The following is a 26,278-nucleotide window of genomic DNA, read 5'->3' on the forward strand; positions in this document are numbered from 1 at the left end:
ATTTTGGTGATTTATTAAGTGTAAAAGGGATGTATCCTACGATGCCTCCTTATCCATTTACTCCTGGCTTTGAAGCATCTGGAATTGTGGTTGATGTTGGTGATCGTGTTACACATATTCATGCTGGAGAAGAAGTTGTCTTTTTTGCGAGTGAACATATGGGCGCACATGCAACAGCTATTACATGCAAAGCATCTCAAGTATTTGTCAAACCATCTGCTCTTTCTTTTGCTGAAGCTTGTTCTTTACCCGTTGTAGCGATGACAGTTATTGCAGCTTTCCGTAAAGTACAGATCAAGCCAAAACAACGGATATTAATTCAGACTGCTACTGGCGGAGTCGGATTGATCGCTATTCAGCTAGCTAAACACTATGGAGCTGAAATCTATGCCACAGCAGGTTCACAGCACAAGTTGGACTATTTGTTATCGATTGGTGTAGATCATGTGATCAATTATAGAGAAGTTGATTTTGAACAACAGATTAGACAGCTTACCAATGGTCAAGGCGTTGATATGATCCTGAATACTTTATCAGGCGATGCTTTGCAAAAAGGATTAAATAGTCTGGCTTCTAATGGAAGTTATATCGAAATCGCGATGACTGCTTTGAAAAGTGCCAAAGCGATTGATCTTTCTCAGATGGGATCGAATCAATCTTTTTATAGCTTAGACTTGAGAAAATTAAGCTTGGAGCAACCTGAACGATTAGTAGATTATTATCAGGAAATGGTAGATTGGATCGAAAAAGGAGTAATTGTTCCTCATATCGGTCAACTATTTAGATTTGATCAATTGCAAGAAGCTTATCGGAATATTGAAAATCGCGAAAATATCGGCAAAATTGTAGTTACGATTCCAGAAGAATGGCAATATCAAGGTTCACCACAGAATGATCCAGTGCCGTCTTCCAATCAGGATAGAGGTTCGCATGAGCCTATAGCTATTATAGGGATCAGTGGACGTTTTGCAGGTTGTAATACTCCTGATGAATTGTGGGAACATTTACAACAAGGAACAGATCTGATTCAAACTGTATCTCGTTGGGATTTATCCAACTATTACGATAAGGATAAACAATATTGTGATCAAGGTAGCTTTTTGGATGATATCAGTACATTTGATCCGCTATTTTTTAATATTTCAGGGCAAGAAGCAATCTATATGGACCCGCAGCAACGTATTTTTTTAGAAGAATCATGGAAAGCTTTAGAAGATGCCGGTTATGCAGGTCATTCGATCAAAGGGCAAAAATGCGGTGTTTATGTAGGTTGCACTAGCAGTGATTATCAGACATTAGTCGGTGAAAATCCACCACCTCAATCGTTTTGGGGCAAAGCAGGGTCTATTATCCCTGCCCGTATTGCTTATTACTTGGATTTGCAAGGGCCTGCTATTGCTGTAGATACAGCTTGTTCTAGCTCATTAGTTGCGATTCATTTGGCTTGTCAGGCGTTATGGGGAAATGAAATTAATATGGCGTTAGCCGGTGGTGTGTTTCTCCAATCTACACCTCAATTTTACCTCGATTCTAATCGGGCAGGTATGTTATCTCTTCAAGGAAAATGTCACACATTTGATGAGAGAGCAGACGGGTTTGTTCCCGGAGAAGGAGCAGGCACGATAGTATTAAAACGTCTGCAAGAAGCGATAGATGATGGAGATCATATCTATGGTGTAATACAGGGAAGTGGTATTAATCAAGATGGTACAACCAATGGAATAACAGCACCAAGTGCCAAATCTCAGACTAGATTAGAACAACAAGTCTATGATTCTTTCGCTATTAATCCAGCTCATATTCAAATGGTAGAAGCTCATGGTACTGGAACTAAGTTAGGCGATCCTATTGAATATCAAGCATTAACAAAAGCTTTTAGCGCCTATACCAATGAACAACAATATTGCGCAATCGGTTCTATCAAAACCAATATTGGACATTTGGCGACAGCAGCAGGTATTGCCGGTGTTCTCAAAATAGTGCTATCACTGAAAAACAAACAAATTCCAGCTTCTTTACATTTGGAACATGGTAATCCGGGTATCTCTTTTGCAGACAGCCCTTTTTATGTAAATACGGAGACCAAAGATTGGGAAGTTCCGAGCGGTCAAGTGCGACGTGCAGCGATTAGCTCATTTGGATTTAGTGGAACGAATGCTCATATGGTGATCGAAGAAGCACCACAGCATTTGCAACCTTCTCCAGTATCCAAAGCTGGATATCTGATCGTATTATCTGCGCGTACCGAGCAACAATTACGCTTACAAGCACAACAATTACTATATTGGAATATGAATCATACAGCAGATTGTGCTGCGATCAGTTACACGTTATTGAGTGGTAGACAGCATTTGAATCACCGTTTGGCTTGTATTGTACGCAATCAGCAAGAATTGACTACATGTCTACAGCAATGGTTGGAGCAAGGACAATCTCCTCAAGTAACTGTTGGGCAAGTGAACCGAAGTGAAAATCGTGAACAACTGTCATTCAAAAAGTATGCAGAAGACTGTATTCAGAAGTGTCAACAAGGTAGACAAGATCCTTCTTATCTTGAATATCTATTCGCTGTAAAAGAAGTATTTATACAAGGATATGACGGTAATATGGGCGATATTTTTGCAAAAAAAGAACAACAGCGAATCCCGCTTCCAACATATCCGTTTGCCAAAAATCAATACTGGGTTCCGACTACGCCTGCACAACAAAAAGGATTCACCTCTTCTCAAGCAGTAGTTGTTGAATCTATTCATCCATTGATGCACCGAAATACGTCAGACTTGCAAAAACAAAAATATAGTTCTACCTTTACAGGTAATGAGTTCTTTTTCCGGGATCATATTGTACAAGGTGATAAAGTATTACCAGGCGTTGCGCATCTGGAATGGATACGCATAGCGGTTACAGAAGCAGTAGGTGGAATTGCTGAAGATCAAATGATACAACTTAAAAATATCGTGTGGGCCAGTCCTTTACGTCTGGAAGCCGAGCCATTCATAGCTCATATTGATCTATATGTTGAATCCAATGGCGAACTGTCTTTTGAGATTTATAGCGATGCTACAGCCAATAGAAAGCGCCTTGTATATAGTCAAGGATCAGCATCTATTATAGACAATACACAGCCTGTAGGTATAGACATTGTTAATCTGCAACATCAGTATTCAATCAGTCCTATAAGTGCTAATCAATTTTATGAGCAATCACAGAAAAATGGAATAGCATTAGGGGACAGCTTAAAAGGAATAGAAGTCGTCTATACAAAAGCAACAAATGATCATGACGTATTGGCGTGCCTTAAAATGCCTGTGAGTCAGTTACCTGATCAAGAATCATATCAATTGCATCCTAGTATGATGGATTCAGCTTTACAAGTAGCGATAGGCTATACGATAGGAACGGTAAGCAACCCGGCATATCAAGGCAAATCTACACTTCCATTTACATTGCAGAAGTTAGAGATATTTCAGCCATGTCTTCCAGAAATGTGGGTATTGGCAAGATACAGTGCTGGCAGTACAGCGAATGATAAAGTTCATAAATTGGATATTGATCTTTGCGATGATGAAGGTAATATCTGTGTTCGTTTTCATGGATTTACGGCTAGAACATTAGAGCATACAGTAACAGCTTCTTCACATCATCATGATTCTGTATTGCTAACACCAACTTGGACAGAATATCCAGTCATATCCGACTTACAAGATTCTGTGCATAATGATAAAAATATTCATCATATCGTAGTATTATCTCCACCTTTTGCTGCTAGATATGAGGAGATTCGTACACAGCTGCCAGATGTGCACTGTGTTATTTTACAAGAAGAAGAGGTTGCCTATCTCACCGAAGAAGAACAGAGTGCTCATTTATTTACAAGTTGTACTGTGCAACTGATAGACCTGCTCAAACAATCGCTGTCTACTGCTTCCGAAAAGATATTGCTTCAACTGATCGTACCTAATAAAGGAAAGTATCAGATGTTACTTGGGTTAGCTGCGACACTACAGACGGCTCAACAAGAATACAGCAAGTTGCAAGCACATTGTATTCAAATGAACCTTCAAGAAAAAGCTACAGGCATAATAAACAAAATCAAACAAAATCAGCATGAGTCGGTTGCAATTGTACGTTATGAAGATCAGATTCGTTATGTACGTGATTGGAAGAAGTGGGAATCTCCATTATCCAACTCTCCACAGCTCCTATGGAAAGATCAGGGTCATTATTTAATTACAGGAGGCCTGGGAGGTCTTGGCTTTATTTTTGCGCAGGAGATTATTCAACAGACGCATCAAGCAACCATTATTATTGTAGGGCGTTCACCGCTAGATCATGTGATGCAAGAAAAGTTAGACCAATTACAAGATCATCAAGCTCAAATTCACTATATCGTAGCAGACATTACGGTAGCAGAAGATGTGAATACTATGATGTATCAAATTCGCTCGATCTGTGGAAATCTACATGGCATTATTCATAGTGCAGGTGTCCATCGAGATCATTATATTCAGCACAAAGTAAACGAAGAAATCGAAGAAGTATTGGCTCCTAAAGTTAAAGGAACATTATTACTAGATCAAGTCAGCGCAGAGATGCAACTTGATTTTTTTGTGTTGTTCTCTTCTTTAGCTTCAGTGATAGGCAATACCGGTCAAGCTGATTATGCAGCGGCGAATGCTTTTATAGATCTATTTGCTTCCGAGCGTAATCGCAAAGTGAGCTATCAACAGCGTTCAGGTAAGACATTGTCGCTTAACTTTCCGCTCTGGGAAGATGGAGGTATGCAGGTAAATACCGCAGAACGTACACGAATTCAAAATCAACTAGGTATGATCCCTATGGATACCACTACAGGTATGCAGTTATTTTATCAAGCGATGCAAAGTCAACAAGATCAGGTTGTCGTGATGCATGGTAATACGGATAAGTTTCAATCGCTATTACAACCTGTTAGATCAAAACGATTAACGAAGCAGAATCCGTCTACTGTTCTGCATAATGATCAAGATACATCGATACAAGAGCAATCAATCAATAAAAAAGCTGAAACCAATCAGACTATACTGATCGAGAAAATGCAGTCTGCTTTGATTCATATCGTTTCTCATATGCTGAAAGTAAGTCCAAAAGACATTTATCCTGATGTCGAGTTAAGTGAATATGGATTTGATTCGATCTCATTTACAGACTTCTCGAACCAGTTAAATGATAAATATCAATTGGACTTAACGCCAACTGTCTTTTTCGAGTATTCAACTATTTATACATTAGCCAGACATTTGATAACTGCGTATTCAGAACAGTTAACATCTATATTGATGCCAAATGTTCAAAGAAAAACGTCTGTTGCTTCGGATTCGGCGAAAGTAGTAAATACCGAACTTGACCAAGAAGTGAAATCGACCAAGAGTGAGGCAATTGCTCAAGCACGCTCACGTTTTCAAAAGGCAGTAGAGCCAGTACATGAACCTGTATCTTCTACAGAAACAGATCAAAGTCCAGACCCTGTAGCGATTATAGGGATAAGCGGTAGATTTCCGATGGCAGAAGATATTCATGAACTCTGGGAAAATTTAATAGAAGGTAAAGATTGCATTTCCGAGATTCCTGCGGATCGTTGGGATTGGAAAGCTTATTATGGTGACCCGTATCAAGAAAAGAACAAAACGAATATCAAATGGGGAAGTTTTATAGACGGAGTAGCCGATTTTGATCCGATGTTTTTTGGCATTTCTCCTCGTGAAGCAGAATTAATGGACCCACAACAGCGTCTAATGATGATGTATATCTGGAAAGCGATAGAAGATGCAGGTTATGCGCCTTCTAGTCTGTCCGGTAGCAAAATGGGGATTTTTGTAGGTACTGCTAATAGTGGGTATAGTCATCTTTTGTCTCAAGCAGATACAGAGATTGAAGGATATTCATCGACAGGTAGTGTATCATCTGTAGGACCGAATCGAATGAGCTTTTTTCTAAATGTAAATGGCCCGAGTGAACCTATCGAAACAGCATGTTCAAGTTCTCTTGTAGCTCTTCATCGAGCGGTACAAGCGATTCATAACGGAGATTGTGATACCGCAGTAGTAGGTGGAGTCAACACTATTCTTGATCCTGATTACCATATTAGCTTTAACAAAGCAGGCATGTTAAGTCAGGATGGTCGTTGCAAAACGTTTTCGGATCAAGTTAACGGTTATGTGCGCGGAGAAGGCGTAGGAATGATTTTTGTCAAACGCTTAAAAGATGCCGAGCAAGCAGGCGATCATATCTATGGATTGATTCGTGGTACAAATGAAAATCATGGTGGAAGAGCTACCTCGTTGACTGCACCTAATCCAAGAGCTCAAGCCGATTTGATCAAATCAGTCTATAGTCGTGCTCATATTGATCCGGCAACGATCAGCTATATTGAAGCTCATGGAACAGGTACTCCACTAGGTGATCCGATTGAGATCAATGGTCTGAAAATGGCATTCAATGAATTAGGTTATGATGCTACGCTGAATACAGCAACATGCGGATTAGGATCTATCAAGACCAATATTGGACATTTGGAATTAGCAGCCGGTATTGCAGGAATCATTAAAGTGTTATTGCAAATGAAATATAAAACATTGGTAAAAACAGTACATTTTGAACAGCTAAATCCTTATATCCAACTAGATCAGAGTCCATTTTATGTGGTGGATACAAACCGACCGTGGACATCTTTAGAGGATCAAGAAGGGAATATATTGCCACGTCGAGCAGGAGTCAGTTCGTTTGGATTTGGCGGTGTGAATACTCATGTATTGGTGGAAGAGTATATACCTTCTTCTACAGATCAAGCTATAGCAATTAGACATGAAGAACCGGTATGTATTGTATTATCTGCACGAACTGAACAACGTTTACGAGAACAAGCCAAGCAATTACGAACAGCTATGCAGTCTGATCAATATACTGATCATGAGTTAGAGCGGATTGCGTACACATTGCAAGTCGGTAGAGAAGCGATGGAAGAAAGGTTGGCTATGCGTGTCTCTTCGATCAACGAACTTGTCACTCTATTAAATAAATATATTGAGCAAGATGATTCTTCATGGAACGATGATATTTATGCTGGACAAGTTAAACGAGATCAGGAAGTGCTTGAATTTCTAACAGCAGATGAAGATATGCAAGAAACAGTGCAACGCTGGCTCGAAAAAGGCAAATATCATAAGTTGTTAAAACTATGGGTAAAAGGGATGGATATTGATTGGTCAACCTTATATACCCATCGTTCATTACAACGAATTAGTTTACCGACCTATGCTTTTGAACGTACACGGTATTGGATTCCTAACCGATCAAAAGTAGATTCTAATTCATATGCGATAGCCAATTCATCCCATATGCATATGATCCATCCATTGCTTCATCATAATACATCTACACTGACTCAGCAGAGATTCACATCTACATTTACAGGGGAAGAATTTTTCCTAAAGGATCATATGATTAAAGGTCAGAAGATCTTACCGGGTGTTGCTTACTTGGAAATGGTACGGGCTTCTGTCGTACAAGCGATGGAGCTTACTAAGCACGATCCATCGATGATTGTTTTGCAAAATGTCACCTGGGTACGTCCGATAGCTGTAGATCAGCAACCTGTACAGATTCATATTCAGTTGATCCCACAAGAGAATCAGCTACTGAATTATGAGATTTATAGTCAGCAAGAGGATATGCTAACTACTCTGTATAGTCAGGGAACAGCAACAGTTGTACCAACGGAAAAAGAATACAAAGAAATCAATATCGCTTCTCTTGTTGAAAGTTGTGATCAGCACATGATTACAGCAGCAGAATGTTATGCTTCTTTCCAACAAGTAGGACTCTCGTATGGCCCTGCTCAACAAGCTATACAAAATATCTATACCGGGCATCAGCAAGCGATTGCTCAATTGTTATTGCCATCAACCGTATCACATACAGCAGAACAATATATATTACATCCAAGTATGATGGATGCCGCTATTCAAGCATGTATCGGATTACCTTCGCTAGGATATGAATCGGTGACTCCATTTGCTTTGGATCAAATGAACATATATCAACCTTGCACATCTACAATGTGGGTCTGGGTACGTTATCAAGATACGGTAGAACATCAGAGTTCTTTGGACAAAGTAGATATCGATATCTGCAATGAACACGGACAGATCTGTATTGAGATCAAAGGTCTGAATATTATTCATTTAAGCCCTAATCAAGATCAGCTACAGCATACTGATAGCGCTCCACCTGTCGGTGCATTGATGCAATATCCTGTATGGGATAGTGTTATTCCTGAATATACAGCCTCTCATATGGAGTCTTCAACACATATTCTATGCATAGGAGAGAGTCCAGCATTGTGGTTGAATCTGATTCAGGATTATCCACATATTCGCTATGCACAATTAGCAATAGATGCCGATGTCGAGCAGATCGTTGCTCTGTTAGAAAAAGAACCTGCAATCGATCATATCGTATGGTCTGTATCTAATACTGTTCAACTTGATCTTTTACATGTGCCTGTACAGCAACCTGCCAAAGGAATATTACAAGTGTTCCGTATATTGAAATCATTGTTGCAGTTAGGATATGGAGAAAAAGATTTATCATGGACTATTGTGACTGTACAGACACAATCCTTATCGATAGTAGAAGAGGCATATGCAGAACATGCAGGGATTGCAGGTCTGGTCGGTTCTATGGCCAAAGAATATTCAAATTGGAATATCCATCATGTGGATTTGGAAGAGAATATGAATGTAGTTGCTCATGATATATTGACTTTACCTGTTGATCAGGAAGGCAATACATGGATGTATCGTGAACATCAGTGGTATCGTCAACAGTTAATGGTAGTTGATGGCAAAGACGAATCATCCACTTATTTTCAACAGAATGGAGTCTATGTTGTTATTGGTGGAGCAGGTGGAATTGGTGAAGTATGGAGTCAGTATATGATTCAGACGTATAACGCAAGAATGATCTGGATAGGCAGACGACCATTAAATTCACAAATTCAAGACAAGATCGATCGCTTAGGTCAGCAGGGAATCGCACCTCTTTATATCGCTGCTGATGCATCTGATCTACAAAGTCTGACAGAAGCTTACCGAATGATTAAACAATCGTATTCGTCGATTAATGGGATTATCCATTCAGCAGTAGGAATTATGGATACTAGCCTGAGTCATATGGAAGAAGATCATTTTCAAAACAGTCTGTCTGCCAAAATAGATATCAGTCTTGCTATGATGCAAGTATTTGCAAAAGAACCATTGGACATTGTATTATTCTTTTCTTCGATGAGTTCATTTAGTAAGCCGATCGGTCAGAGTAGTTATGCGGCGGGTTGTACTTTTACAGATACATTTGCGAACGAGATGAGAAGAGTATTTGAATTTCCGATCAAAGTTATAAGTTGGGGATACTGGGGCGATATCGGAATTGCGGAGAAAGTGCCTTCTGCTTTCAAGCAACGATTAATACAATCAGGAATAGGATTTATAGAGCCGTCTGAGGCTATGCAAGCTGTTGAATATTTAGTTGGTAATCCTATCGATCATATGGCTTTTATTCATACGACTCAACCGGATGCAGTCCTCAATACACATTCAGATGAGAAATTATGGATTGCACCGAAAGTGGAAGCTGTTGCTATAGAATCATTACAACGTGGTCATACGGATGATTCTAAAGTGAATTCTCTGATACAAACGATGCAAATATTTGATCGAGAATTAGAAACATTGTTAGCGCATCTATTGTATATTCAGTTACAACAGGCACAGTGCTTGGAGCATAATAATAATATTGTGCCTGTATATGAACGCTGGCTAGAAAGCAGTCGATGGATATTAAAACAAAAAAATATAGATGATTCCTATGGAGCTACTGAACAGATGTGGAATCAATGGCAACAGAGAAAAGAAGTCTGGAGTCAGCATCCTGATCTACAAGCACAAGTGGTATTGGTAGATACGATGTTGAAGCATCTTCCTGATATTATTCAGGGTAAGGTGTTAGCTACAGATATTATGTTCCCAGATGCTTCGATGTCTTTACTTGAGAATTTGTATAAAAACAATGCGGTTGCAGATTATTTTAACGAAAAGCTAGCAGATACTATTGTGTCTTATATTCAAGCAAGATTGCAAAATGATCCATCTGCGTCTATTCGTATCTTGGAAGCAGGAGCAGGTACCGGAGGAACAAGTGCTATCGTCTTGAAAAAATTAAAGCCTTATACAGACTCTATTGCAGAATATGCATATACAGATCTGTCGAAGGCTTTTTTGAATCGAGCAGAAATGATGTTTGGTCAAGATTATCCTTATCTTAACTATCAGCTCTTTAATGTTGAAAAACCAGCGCAAGAACAATCACTAGCGATAGGTAGCTATGATATCGTTATTGCTGCAAATGTGCTACATGCTACACAAAATATTAAACGTACATCCAAACATATTCATTCTCTTCTAAAACAGAATGGATTGTTATTGTTAAATGAACTCAATCGTAGCACATTGTTTAGTCATCTTACTTTTGGATTGTTAGAAGGCTGGTGGATGTATGAAGATGCTTCTATACGTATTCCAGGATCACCTATACTAGATCAACATCACTGGCGTAACACCCTTGAATATACAGGATTTCATACAGTGACATTCCCTGCGCAATATGCTGAACCGTTAGGGCAACAAATTGTTGTAGCAGCTAGTCATGGATTGATTCGGTTACCACGATCTCAATCAAGTAATCCTATATATGACAGTGAAAATTACAAGACAGAGGAACGAGTCCAGACCATAGATACGACATCTACAGCCAAAGATATTTATCACTCACAAGAACAAGAACAAGAACCAAAGCAAGAAAAGATTTATGTGAGCGCTAAGCCAGCTACTCCAGAACCGATTACTGAAGAAATGCTACTGCAGCACAGTAAGCCTTATTTTCAACAATTAATCGGGGAACTGGTCAAGCTTCCTTATGAACAGATTGATATCTCAGAACCGCTAGAAAAATACGGGATTGATTCTATATTGATAGTGCAGTTAACCAATAAGCTTCGTAAACATTTTGATCCGATTAGTAGCACTTTGTTTTTTGAACATCAGTCTTTGGCAGCGCTTATCCAGTATTTTATAAAAGAACATCAGCAACAACTGATTGAATTATTAGAGATTAAGCATTCTCCTGCAACAACCGTATCTGCAACTGCATCGTTCACTAACGATAGCTCTCAAGTGATCTCGGATAAAAAGTATCGTCCATTAAAAATGCCTGTACAAGAAGTAAAAGTATCAGAATCAGTAGCACCAGAACCAACAGTATCGGAATCAAAAGTATCACCTATAGCCCAATCAGTGGTTTCAGTTCAACCCACTCCACCGATATCGCAACAAGAGCCGATAGCGATTATTGGTATGAGTGGACGCTATCCACAAGCAGATAATTTGGAGCAATATTGGTACAACCTTGAACATGGAATAGATTGTATTAGTGAAATACCTGAAGAACGCTGGTCTATTGAAGGATTTTATAATGCTGATCGTAAGCGTGCAGCAGCTCAAGGACAAAGTTATAGCAAATGGGGCGGATTTATCAATGGATTTGCAGATTTTGATCCTTTGTTTTTCAAGCTATCGCCACGAGAAGCAATCAATATGGACCCACAGGAGCGCATTTTTCTACAATCTGTATGGGAATCGTTAGAAGACGCCGGGCATACTAGGCAAAAGCTGGCAGAACACTATCACAGCAAAGTTGGTGTATTTGCGGGTATTACCAAAACAGGCTATAACTTGTACGGGCCAGAGCTATGGAAGCAGGGAAGTGATTTATTTCCAATGACTTCATTTAGCTCGGTAGCGAATCGGGTATCATATTTGCTTGATCTACATGGGCCTAGTAAGCCAGTAGATACGATGTGTTCTTCTTCGTTAACAGCAATTCACGAAGCTTGTGAAAGTATACGTAGTGGAGCTTGCGAATTAGCGATTGCTGGAGGGGTGAACCTATATTTACATCCATCTAATTATATTGGTCTATGTGCTCAACAGATGCTGGCAGCAGATCATAAATGCAAAAGTTTTGCAGAACAAGCAGATGGATTTGTACCGGGCGAAGGTGTAGGGGTATTGCTACTCAAGCCACTTTCAAAAGCTATAGCAGATGGAGATGCGATTCACGCTATTATTCGCGGAACAGGTATTAATCATGGTGGCAAAACCAATGGCTATATGGTTCCTAATCCGACAGCTCAAGCTAATCTGATTCGCGATACGATGGATCAAGCAGGCATTCATGCCGAGGAGATTAGTTATATTGAAGCTCATGGTACAGGTACATCGTTAGGTGATCCTATTGAAGTAGCCGGCTTAACCAAAGCATTCCGTATAGATACTCAAGAACAACAATATTGTGCAATCGGTTCTGTCAAAAGCAATATGGGACATCTTGAATCAGCGGCAGGTATTGCAGGAGTTACCAAAATTATTTTGCAAATGAAACATCAAAAAATAGTGCCTACATTACATGCCAGTACACTTAATCCAGAGATTCCATTTGCGCAGACGCCTTTTGTTGTTCAGCAACATTTGTCAGATTGGAAAAGACCGCATATTCATATCAACGGTCAATTAAAAGAAGTGCCACGTATTGCTGGAATTTCTTCTTTTGGTGCAGGTGGATCTAACGCGCATGTCATTTTAGAAGAATATATCGCACAGCAGACTGAGCAAAAACCACAGTCTGAACCTATTGATATTCAGCCAACAATGATTGTAATGTCTGCTCGTCAGTCAGAGCAATTGATTGAACGTGCTCGTCAATTACTTGCTTTTGTAGAGAGCACTGTATCGTCTGAGGTTTCCTTAACAGATATTGCTTATACTTTGCAAGTAGGTAGAGAAGCGATGGAAGAGCGTATAGCTTGGATTGTACACTCAATAGCGGATTTGAAAGAAAAATTATCATCTTTTATTCAACAACCTGAGGATTCTAGTATTCATAATTATCAAGGGACTGTGAAACGTTTATTTGATATTACGTCTGTTTTTGACTCTGAAGAACATATGCAACAGATCGTAAATGAGCATTATGTAAATGGTCAGTATGATGTTCTTTTAAAATTATGGATACAAGGTGCACCGATTAGATGGAACAAGCTCAATCGTTCTGTCACAAGCCATATCATTCATTTACCTGCGTATCCTTTTGCAAAAGAAAAATATTGGTTAGCGCCTGAACAGATGAATACATTGCTACCAGAGCAAAAGGGGCTTTTAAATGAAGTGAAAGTAATGCATCATACGGCTTTGCATCCTTTGTTACATCGCAATACTTCTCAATTATCAGAGCAACGATTTACATCTATTTTCAGTGGTCAAGAGTTTTTCTTTGCAGATCATATAGTGAACGAAGCCTCCATTTTGCCAGGAGTGGCTTATTTGGAAATGGTTCGCGAAGCGATTGCACAATCAACAAGTGCATCATTAGATCATAGTATGTGGTCGTTAGAAAATATAATCTGGGCAACACCAATTCGTATAGAAGAAACAGAGTTAGCTGTGCATGTTGCGTTATATGCAGAAGATGAAAATCATATTCAATATGAAGTGTATACAGAAAAAGATACTGCAAGAACGATTCATAGTCAGGGTAGAGCTGTGAAATCATCTTTAATAGATGCACCTGGACTTGATCTATCGCATATTCAACAGTCTATGACAGAAGAGATTCTACCATCTACATGTTATAAGCAGTTTGAGCAGATGGGTCTGCATTATGGAGATCGATTGCAAAGTATTACTTCTTTACAACTAGGTACAAAAGGTGTTCTAGCCAGATTGAATCTACCTGCAACGCTGGAAGATTCTTTTTCTTCTTATCTTCTGCATCCAAGTATGATGGATGGAGCATTGCAAGCTTCGATCGGTCTGATCTTTAGTGATAATACGTCAGCATCTATGCCAAATCGTCCACGATTGCCATTTGCATTGGAACAGATTCGGATATTTAGTGCATGTTCTACATCGATGTGGTCTTATATTCGTTATAGCGAAGGAAGTGATCCGATGGATAAAGTACAGAAATTAGATATTGATATTTGTCATGAAAATGGAGAAATCTGTGCCAGTCTAAAAGGATTTACCAGCAAACGTTTAGAATATTCGGAAGCTTCATCATATCCTAAAGAAACTGTAATGTTAGTACCCGAATGGTTGGAGCAAGATATCGTCACAGTACCTGAAATTTCATTTCAGCAGCATATGATTATGATCTGTAGTCCTTCTGCACATATAGCTGAACAGGTTCGACAAGAACTTCCTGAAGCATTATGCATACAGCTTGGTTGCAATGAAAGCCTACCGTTAGAACAACGATTTGGGAAAACAGCTTTAGAAGCATTTACTCAAGTTCAACAACTGTTACAGTCCAAGCCAGAAGGTTCTATTTTGGTACAGCTAGTGGTTGTGAATGACCAGGACTATCAACTGTATACTGCGCTTTCAGCTATGTTAAAAACAGCAGAGTTAGAAAAGCCGCAGTTGATTGTACAGATGATAGAATTAGACGCTTTAGCTGCTGCTTTTCATCCAGTAGACAAATTATGTGAATGTAGAGATAGTGCAGGAGATACGCATATTTCTTATCATAATCATCAAAGATATATTTCAACATGGCAAGAATTTGTTCCTAACGCCACCTCTGTAAAACAGGCATGGAAAGATCGAAATGTCTACTTAATTACAGGCGGAATGGGAGGAATCGGTTATCTGATAGCGCAAGATATAGCACAAACAGTTACAGAGCCGATTTTGATTATGACAGGTCGCTCTAGATTAGATAAAGATATTCAGATCAAATTAGATACATTGCAAGCGTATGGTGCTCAAGCTTTTTATTATGTATCTGATATTGCTAATAAAGAAGAAGTATCTGCATTGATGAACATGATTCGCATGAAATTCGGTCAATTACATGGAATCATACACAGTGCAGGTGTGTTAAAAGATAGCTTTATGATTAGAAAAACGCCTGAAGAATGGAATCATGTGTTAGCAGCCAAAGTAAATGGAACTCTATATTTAGATCAATACAGTCAATCATTTGAGTTGGATTTCTTTGTTCTTTTCTCCTCTCTGGCAGGTGTTCTCGGCAATATAGGACAGAGCGATTATGCAACAGCGAATGCTTTTATGGATCAATATGCTCATTACCGGAATAAATTGGTCTATACCGCTAAGCGAACAGGTCATACACTATCTGTAAATTGGCCTCTTTGGGAAGAAGGAGGAATGCAGATGGATACACAAAGTACTTCTTCGATGAAGCAAATGTCTGGCATGCTTCCTATCGATCATTCCACTGCTATACATGCACTACAGCAAGCGTTAGAACATGAACAATCTCAAATCGTAGTGATGTACGGCAATGGTGCACAAATTCGCAGTTTTATGGATGTGGATAAAGGAAGAGAGATGGATGTACAAGATAAATATTTTTTAGAACTATTTGATCATATTCAAAGCGGGCAATATTCGTTAGAACAATTAGTAGAACAGCATAATCAGACAAAGCCATTTTAAAAAGAATAACGAAATGAGGTGTTACTATTGAATGAGTCATTATCACATCTGTACAACCAGATTGAACAAGGAAAGATCGATAAGGTAGAAGGTGCTAAGCAATTACAGCAATTACTTTCTACAAAGACTGAATCTTCTACACCACCTATCGAACATTCTATCGATGAAAATGTGCTAAACGATAATGAGCTTCAAGATCAAGCTGTTCAGTACCTCAAAAAGTTATTATCTTCGGTGTTAATGATGCCTGAACGACAGATTGAAGCCGATGCACCGCTCGAAAAATATGGAATAGACTCTATTATGGTGATGAAATTAACAGATCAGTTGGAAACTGTTTTTGGTTCATTGTCCAAAACACTATTTTTTGAATATCATAATCTAGAAGAATTAACAGAATACTTTTTGAAATCACATCGTAAGCAATTGGTTGAACTTTTGGATACTGGCAAAGAACAGCATACACAGATACAACCCCAGCCAAAACAATCCCTTAATGCGTCGACAATACAAAGAAACATGAGAAATACAAGGTCTTCAAAAGGTTCTACTAATATTAATCGCATAGCTGAACCTGCTAATGATTCTACAACTGCAACAAAATCTTCATCTTCACAAGCATTAGATATTGCTATTATTGGATTAGCAGGTCGTTATCCTGAAGCCGAAAACATTTCACAGTATTGGGAAAATCTTAAAAACGGCAAAGACTGCATTACCGAGATCCCTCAAGAACGATGGAATTACAAAGTGCACACAGAGATGAAACGTTCTACTAATGATGCGACAGTTTCTGGAAAATGGGGCGGATTTATAGAAGGAGTGGATCGTTTTGATGCACTCTTTTTTAATATTTCTCCGAGAGAAGCGGAACGTATTGATCCGCAAGAACGACTATTTCTAGAAAGTGTATATACTGCTATAGAAGATGCTGGATATACTCGTGCTAATTTAGTCCGATCAACAGCGCAGTCAAAAGTCAACAAAGTAGGCGTATATGTCGGGGTAATGTATCAAGAATATCAATTGTATGGAGTAGAATCTCAAAAACGCCATAACGAACCTTTTGCCTTGAACGGTAATCCCGCATCGATTGCGAATCGGGTATCGTATTACTTTAATTTTCATGGGCCAAGTATGGTTGTGGATACGATGTGTTCTTCATCATTAACAGCGATTCATCTCGCATGCCAGAGTCTGCAAAAGCAAGAATGTGAAGTAGCGATAGCAGGTGGAGTTAACGTCTCTGTCCATCCTAATAAATATGTCATGCTAACACAGGGGCACTTTTTATCCAGTAAAGGAAGATGTGAAAGTTTTGGCGAAGGCGGAGATGGATATGTTCCTGGTGAAGGCGTAGGAGCCGCTATCCTCAAGCCGTTAGCCCAAGCTATAGCCGATGGCGATCACATTTATGGAGTGATCAAAGGAACAGCGATCAATCATGGAGGTAAAACTAACGGCTATACGGTTCCTAATCCTAATCAACAAGCAGAAGTTATTGACCAAGCAATCCAAGAATCAGCTATCGACCCTAGAAGTATTAGTTATATCGAAGCTCATGGTACAGGCACATCGTTAGGAGATCCGATTGAGATTGCAGGTCTTACCAAAATGTTTGATCGCTACACATCTGATCGATCATTTTGCGCGATCGGTTCTGCCAAATCCAATATCGGACATTGCGAAAGTGCAGCAGGGATTGCAGGTATAACCAAAGTATTATTTCAAATGAAGCATCAGAAACTAGCTCCTTCTATTCATTCACAACCAGCTAATCCTAATATCGACTTTGCAAAAACGCCTTTTACAGTTCAGCATCAATTAAGTGAATGGCAACGTCCTGTGATCGCTATAGATCATGTAATGACCGAGGTTCCTTTGACTGCTGGTGTGTCTTCGTTCGGTGCAGGTGGATCTAATGCGCATATAGTGATCCAAGAATATAGGTCTCCAATCGTAGCCAAACAATTAGCTACACCTGTACAACCTGTAATGATTATATTATCTGCCAAAAATGAAGAACGATTAAAACAAGTCGTTCTTCACTTCATTCATCACCTAACAGAACACACGTATACTGATCAGGATTTGGCTGATATAGCATATACGTTATGCACAGGTAGAGAAGCGATGGATATTCGATTAGGCATCGTGGCTTCTTCGGTAACGAGTCTTATTAGTCAGCTTCAAGAGTATATCGAATCTGATGATATACCTTCATCTGTATACTACGGCAAAGTTCAAAATGATCTGCCTGCATTACCTTTTTTGTCTACAGATGAAGATATGACAGCTACTATTCAGCAATGGGTAGAGAAAAGAAAGTATTCTAAATTGCTTGAATTATGGGTGAATGGAATCGAATTGAATTGGGATAATGTATATTCAGCTGGTACATTTCAAAAAATCAGCTTACCTACGTATCCTTTTGCTCGTGATCGTTACTGGGTTCCCGAAGTGGAAGAGACGCACATATCAGAAATAGAACCGAAGTTTCATTCTCAATCTATTCTTCATCCTTTAGTTCATACGAATACTTCAAATATAAATGTACAAAAATATACAACTGTTTTTGAAGGTGATGAATTTTTTATAGCAGATCATCGCATAGGAGACGAACATCTTTTACCAGCAGTAACCTATTTAGAAATGGCAAGAGCGGCTGTGGAACAAGCTCTTACAGGAACACCAGTACAAGGACAATCGATATCTTTGCAACAAACCGTCTGGAAACATCCATTTGTAATTGAACAAGAATCTACTGCTGTACACATTGTTTTATTTCCAGAGCAAGAAAATGCTATCCATTATGAAATATACACGCAATCTGATGATTTAGCCGAACCGATTATTCATTGTGAAGGCATCGCTATCATTGAAGATGCCAAGATAGAACAACCTTTACTAGATATACAGCAGATCAAAGAAAGATGTAATACAAAAGAATTTACTGCAAACACATGTTATGAAGCTTATCGTCAACTGAATATGAATTATGGAGATCGTCACCAAACGATTCATCATCTATATGCAGGTTCAAATGAATGGTTAGCTCAGCTCCACTTATCAGAAGAACTGCAAGTAAATAGCCAGGATTATGTTCTTCATCCTGCGATGGTAGATGGTGCTTTGCAAGCTTCTATTGGAATATGGTTAGGTAGAGAAGAACGATCTCAAGAGCAAGAAACTTCTTTACCGTTTGCTTTGGAACAAATTGATATCTATCATCCGACAACATCAACAATGTGGGCACATGTCTATCAAGATGAAGTAACTCAATCTTCTATATCGAAATTAAATATAGATCTAATAGATCAGACAGGGCTTCTTTGTGTAAGATTACAAGGCTTAACAAGTAAAGCGATTCGTAATGAAAAAGCAATCTTACTTTATCCCAAGTGGGAAGAAAAAGCAGTGACTGATCCATTAGTTGCTCAGCATCGTAAATATGATCAGCATATCATCATGCTATGCGAACCTGATCTGGCACTAGAACAACAAGTGAAACAACATTTTCCTAATGCACAGTGCATTTCGTTATTACCAGCTCATCTAACACATGTTGATAAATCAAACCTTTCGATCGATCAACGATTTACCCGATTGGCTACACAAGCATTTGAAGAAATAAAGCATATTTTGCAAAGGTATAAAGAAGATCGTGTGTTTATTCAAATGGTTACTGTTCATCAAAAGTCTCAAAAATCGCCTACTGCTCTTATAGCATTACTCAAAACAGTCACACTAGAAAATCCTAATATAACTATTCAAATGATAGAAACGCAATCTTATCTAACAAATGCTCAAATCATTACACAATTACAAGAAAATCAGTATAGTGCAGATCAACAGATTCGCTATGAATCTCAACAACGCTATATTCAGTCTGATTACGAACAGATCATAATACCAACAAAGACTACTCACTCCCCATGGAAAAATGGTGGAGTTTATTTGATTACCGGCGGTACAGGTGGCTTAGGTATGATTTTTGCAAAAGAAATTATACAGCAAGTGGAGCAACCGATTGTTATTTTAACAGGTCGAGCAGCCAGTATAGATGAATCTATTCTTTATTCATTACGATCAAAAGAAGCGACTGTGTTATACAAACAACTTGATCTGACACAACAGGAAGATGTAACCCAATTAATAGCATGGATTACTCAACAATATGGATCATTAAACGGCATTATTCATAGTGCTGGTATGACTCAAGATAATTTTATCATTAAGAAAACAACCGACGAATTCAATCAAGTGTTAGCTCCAAAAGTAACAGGTACAGTCCATTTGGATTTAGCTACTCAGTCTATACCATTAGACTTTTTTGTATTATTCTCGTCGGTTGCTAGTGCGTTTGGGAATGCAGGTCAAGCAGATTATGCCACAGCAAATGCTTTTATGGATCAATATGCTATTGATCGTCATAAGCAAGTGTTAGCTGGAGAACGTTCCGGTCAGACAGTGAGTTTTAATTGGGGTCTATGGGTAGAAGGTGGAATGCATATCGACAAGGATACAGCACAGTTTCTGTATCGTACGACAGGTATGAGACCATTGCCTACAGTGACTGGATTGCAACTTTTTTATGCAGGTATGGCGTCTAATCAACCTCAAATCATTACTTTATATGGCGATCAAGCTCAGTTATCATCCATATTATTATCAAGAACGAATGTAGTCCCAACGATAACAGATCATAAAGTAGAAAAAGAAATATTACAGATCATGGCTACTATTCTCAAAGTAGATGCTTCTGAATTGGATACAGAAACAGAATGGTCAGAATACGGTTTTGATCAGACGATGTTAGCAGATTTATCCCATCAATTGAATCAAAATTTTCAATTGCAATTAACAGCATTGACGTTCGTAGAATATACCACTATTCAGCAATTAACAAATTGGATTGAATCGGTAATCACTATCTCATCACAAGCAGACACCAATAAAATAGCAGATCAAAAGGGTGTGAATCTACCTGAACCAGAATCTGTTGACGTTCATGAACAATCGAATAGTCTACAATCGGCAACAATGATGTATTTGAAACAAACACTATCTACTATTCTCAAGTTGCCGGTAGATCACATCGAAGCCAATGCTCCGATGGAGAAGTACGGTATCGATTCAATTACAACATTACAATTCACAGAACAATTAGAGCAGACATTTGGACGATTATCCAAAACACTATTATTCGAATATCAGACATTATCAGCATTAACAACTTATTTCATCAAAGCACACTTTGATATTTTGGATAAGCAGTTTAATATCAGTACAGTTCAAAAATCTTCACCTTCTGTTGCTAAAGCAGAATATTTATCTACTAATCAACCAAAGAAAGCAATCCAAGCACAGTTACCTGGTATTCATTCTCGCTTCAAATTGGCTTATCATACTCATCAACCTGTAGAAAAGCATGAAACAGATATTGCTATTATCGGATTATCTGGTCGCTATCCTCAAGCCGATCATGTGGATCAATACTGGGAAAATCTAAAACAAGGAATAGACTGTATTACAGATATTCCTCCAAGTCGTTGGAATAATGATTCGCTAGATGCTACATCATCGCAGAATAGAACTCAGGGCGGATTTATAGATGGAGTGGAGCAATTTGATCCGCTATTTTTTAATATTTCACCTAAAGAAGCAGAGATGATGGACCCGCAAGAACGATTGTTTTTACAAACGGTCTATCAAGCGATTGAAGATGCAGGTTATACCCGACAGACACTTGGTGCTTCTACAGACTCGAATGAAAATCATCAAGTGGGTGTCTATGTGGGTGTTATGTATGAAGAGTATCAATTGTATGGAGCACAAGCGCAAGCATTAAGCCAGAGTTCTGTAGCACTTAGTGGAAATCCAGCATCGATTGCAAATCGTGTATCGTATTTCTGTAACTTTAATGGGCCGAGTATGGCTGTAGATACGATGTGTTCGTCTTCACTAACAGCGATTCATTTGGCTTGTCAAAGTCTGATTACTCAAGAGTGTTCGACTGCGATAGCAGGTGGAGTCAATATTTCTGTTCATCCTAACAAGTATCACATGCTAACTCAGGGTGGATTTCTGTCGAGTCAAGGAAGATGTGAAAGCTTTGGTGCAAATGGTGATGGTTATGTGCCAGGCGAAGGTGTAGGAGCTGTTGTACTAAAACCTCTATCTGTTGCTCAGGCAGATGGTGATCATATTTACGGAATTATTAAAGGTTCAGCAATCAATCATGGTGGCAAAACCAATGGTTATACGGTTCCTAATCCTGTTGCTCAGTCTCAAGTGATTCAGCAAGCATTTCAACGGGCAGGGATAGAGCCGAGAACGATTAGCTACGTAGAAGCGCATGGAACAGGAACATCTTTAGGTGATCCTATTGAGATAGCTGGATTAAATGCCGTTTATGAGCAAAATACAGCAGATAAACATTTCTGCGCTATAGGTTCAGTAAAGTCTAATATTGGACATTGCGAAAGTGCCGCCGGTATCGCAGGATTAACTAAAATTCTATTACAAATGAAGCATCAACAACTTGTGCCTTCATTGCATGCAGATCCATCGAATCCGAATATCGATTTTGATCATATTCCGTTTGTTGTACAAAAAGAATTATCACAATGGCAACGCCCTTTACTTGAAGAACATGGTAAAAAGCAAGAAATACCTAGAAGAGCAGGTCTTTCTTCTTTTGGAGCCGGTGGTTCGAATGCTCATCTGATTATTGAAGAATATACAGTAGAACCAACGATTACAACGTCTACTGATTTATCTGAAAATGATCCGGTACTAATTGTATTATCTGCCAAAACAGAAGCACAATTGCGTATACAAGCACAACAATTATTAGAGGCGCTAGCAACGGATCGTTCAGTGTCTCCTTTACAACAGATTGCTTATACTTTGCAGGTCGGTAGAGAAGCGATGGAAGAACGGTTAGCTTTTGTGACGCATTCGTTATCGGATATGAAAGAGAAGTTGAAATCGTATCTACAACCAACTACACAACCTCATTCATACCAGTTCTATCGAGGACATACGAAAGCGCATAAAGAAATGTTGTCTATGCTGTCTTCAGATCGTGGATTTGAAAATATGATTGCTTCATGGCTCAATCATCGTCAGTATAATCAATTATTAGAATTATGGGTAAAAGGTCTAACAGTCGATTGGAAATTACTTTATAGCGATCGTCAGCCACAGCGTATTTCTTTACCTGTATATCCGTTTGCCAAAGAAAGATATTGGGCTCCAGATCATCTGATGTTTGCAAGCTCTAATCTATCGACATCATTGCCAAAAGCACAACAACAATCTGACCGAACATCAATTATATACAAAAAACATTGGCAAATGAGTGCTATAACGGAATCATTTAATAGCGAGTTTACTTTACCTGCTGATAAACAAGTCGTCATTTTAATGAATAATAAAACAGAAAGTTTAGAAAAGCATCTATCTGCTATAATCCCAAATTTGTTGATCTGGGATGAAGACGAACTAGAACATCAATTGGAGAGCACAGAGGAGCAAATAAAATCGATTGCAAGTTTTATTGATCTGACTGCATGGACAAGTGATGATACGAGTGATAGTAACAGTAACATACGCTACACTTTACACAAAGGCTGGTTGCAATGGTTACAACACTGGATTGAGATCAACCAAAAAACACCGATCACGTTATTGCAGGTAACAAAAGGGTTAGAGTCTTTTCAGAATATATCTGTACATCTTCAAGGAGCAGAACGTGTAGGACTGTATCGGATGTTACAACATGAATATGCTCATGTACGTTCAAAACATATTGATTTTGATATGCATGCATCAGAAGAAAGGACAGCTTTTGCGATTATGCAAGAACTATTGTTTGATTTTCCAGATGTGGAAGTATGCTATCGATCCGATCAGCGTTGGGTAGCTTATCTCGGACTTGTAGAGAATATGCCTGATTTTAATACTACCCCCGCTCAACAACGTTCATTTGATCCAGAACAAGTCCTTTGGATCACTGGAGGAACTAGAGGATTGGGGATGTTATGTGCTCAACATTTTGTAGCTCAATATGGAGTGAAAAAGCTTGTATTAAGCGGTCAAGAAGTATTACCGCCAAGAAAAGAATGGCATTTATATGATCATCAAACTTCAATAACCGCAGAAAAAATAAAATCGATTGTCCAACTAGAAAAACAAGGTGTACAGATCTATGCGACTTCTGTAGATCTAACTTCTGTGCAAGAAGTGCAGAAAGTGATTGATGAAGTCCATTCGGAGTTAGGTTCGATAAGCGGTGTTATTCATTGTGCAGGCACAGCGGATCAGATCAATCCAGCTTTTATTCGCAAACAGGCAGAATCAGTTGAATCTGTAATGAATCCCAAAATAAAAGGACTGCATACTTTGCATCAGTGCTTGCAACAAGAACCTTTACAATTCTGGGTATTGTTCTCGTCAGTTGCTGCGACGATCCCATCACTGGCTGTAGGACAAAGTGATTATGCTATGGCAAATGCTTATATGGATTATTTTGCTGAAGCATCTACAGATGCATATCCGATATACAGTATTCAGTGGCCTAGCTGGAAAGAAACCGGATTTGGCGAAGTGAAAAGTAAGCCTTATGAGCAAACAGGATTACTCAGTATGACTAATACAGAAGGATTATTGTTGCTTGATTGTATTATGAACTCATCCAAAGATAGCGTCATATTGCCTGCTGTTATCGATCAAGAGATTGCGCAACCATCGATATGGATGACATATCAACCGTCTGTATTCTCTGACAAGTTGATAGCAGAGCAAAACGTCCAATCTGCTTACACACCAGCACCATCAATCGCTATGCCAGAGTCAGATGAATTACACCACATGACTTTGGATTGGTTAAGAAAGCTGATTGCAGATGAATTGAAAGTAGACGTTGCACGATTAGATGATCATACGCCATTTGCTGAATACGGAATCGATTCTATTTTACTAGCACAAATTATTACAACATTAGATCGAACATTACAAGGAACTGCTGTAGATCCAACCATGATGTTAGAGTATCCTACAATTCAACAATTAGCAGAACAATTGGTGTACACGTATCCATTGGAATTAGTTACATTATTCACAAATGATACCACTACAGAGCAAGTTGCAAGTCCATCACCATCTATTATTGAAAAGGCACAGGATATGTATACGCCTATGTCTGAGAAACAACAAGAGCCGAAGCAGAAGATTGCTGTGATTGGTATAGGATGTCATTTTCCTGATGCCAATGATCCGTTGCAATTTTGGAATAATTTAAAATCAGGCAAAGATAGTATTCAAAAAGCACCATCTTCTCGTCAGCATCAACAATCTAATAGAATCGCTTCATATGATTCGACAACTCATGTGCGTTATGGAGCTTTTTTACCACATATCGAACAATTTGATCCTGCTTATTTTGGTATCAGTGAATCGTTGGCTGTGCAGATTGATCCGTTACAACGACAACTTTTAGAAGTGAGTGTCGAAGCGGCTACAGATGCAGGATATACCAAAAAGCAATTATCAAATACACAAACAGGTGTATTTGTAGGATCACGTACCAGTAACTATTCTTCTAAAGTCGATCGTACAGCGAAAGATACGATTGTCGGTATAGGGCAAAATTTTATTGCTGCACATTTAGCGCATTTTTATAATTTGAAAGGTCCAAATCTAGTTGTAGATACTGCTTGTTCTAGTTCACTTACAGCGATTCATCTTGCTGTACAAAGTATTCAAAATGGAGAGTGTGAATTGGCTTTTGCAGGTGGTGTTGATATTTTGCTAGATGAAGTCCCTTTTGAAACGTTAGGATCAGCTAATGTATTATCGACAGATTCACGCTGTAAAACATTTAGTGCAGATGCAGATGGGATAGGCTTGGGAGAAGGATGCGGAGTTATGATACTCAAGCCGCTACATCAAGCGATTGCAGATCAAGATGGTATCTATGGCGTGATTGATGGAAGTGCTTTGAATAATGATGGCAATACGATGGGAATCACAACACCTAACCCAGAAGCGCAGAAAGAATTGGTATACAAAGCAGTTCAGAATGCAGATATCGATCCTTCGACGATTAGTTATATAGAGACTCATGGTACAGGGACATTAATTGGCGATCCGATTGAATTAAAAGCATTAACCAGCGTTTTTTCAGGTGTAACAGATCGTCAACAATTTTGCGGAGTAGGTAGTGTGAAAAGCAATATCGGTCACTTATTAAGTGCAGCAGGAGTGGCTAGCTTTATCAAAGTATTGCTGTCTCTTGTGCATGAAGAGTTACCACCTACGATTCACTGTGAAGTCCCTAATCCAAGATTTCGATTTGAGCAATCACCATTTTATATTGTACAACAGCATCAGAAGTGGAGTCATACACAAGGAGTCTTGCGTGCTGGTATTAGTGCATTTGGATTAGGCGGTAATAATGCTCATATTCTTGTAAGTAATGAAGGGATTCCTGCTTCTTATCGTCGTCAATTGCCTTTATCTTATTCTGATGTTGGATTTAATCGTCAACGATACTGGCCTACGGAACCCCAAGAGTATGCAACATCTGGAGTGATATCTTCAGAAGCAACATCTGATTTTTTTGATGTGATTAAAGTTGGCGAAGGGAGTGAATAGGG

General features: G+C 38.8%; 2 protein-coding genes. Both read left to right on the plus strand.

Going from position 1 to position 26,278, the window contains the following annotated elements:
• Positions 1-41 precede the first annotated feature (41 nt).
• Positions 42-15,614 carry an SDR family NAD(P)-dependent oxidoreductase gene (locus tag QE450_RS07955; RefSeq protein ID WP_307298324.1) on the plus strand — a complete coding sequence of 5,191 codons (15,573 nt, stop codon included), beginning with the start codon at positions 42-44 and terminating at the stop codon, positions 15,612-15,614.
• A 27-nt stretch (positions 15,615-15,641) separates the two neighbouring features.
• Positions 15,642-26,276, plus strand: coding sequence for an SDR family NAD(P)-dependent oxidoreductase (locus tag QE450_RS07960; protein ID WP_307298326.1), 10,635 nt, complete (start codon positions 15,642-15,644; stop codon positions 26,274-26,276).
• Positions 26,277-26,278: the final 2 nt, after the last annotated feature.

The sequence above is a fragment of the Paenibacillus sp. SORGH_AS_0306 genome, from assembly GCF_030819345.1.
Lineage (GTDB): Bacteria > Bacillota > Bacilli > Paenibacillales > Paenibacillaceae > Saccharibacillus > Saccharibacillus kyungheensis.

Bases quoted from the DNA above. Each gene is read 5' to 3' on its own strand.
- QE450_RS07955 (WP_307298324.1), top strand. From the start codon at position 42: ATGCCTCCTTATCCATTTACTCCTGGCTTTGAAGCATCTGGAATTGTG.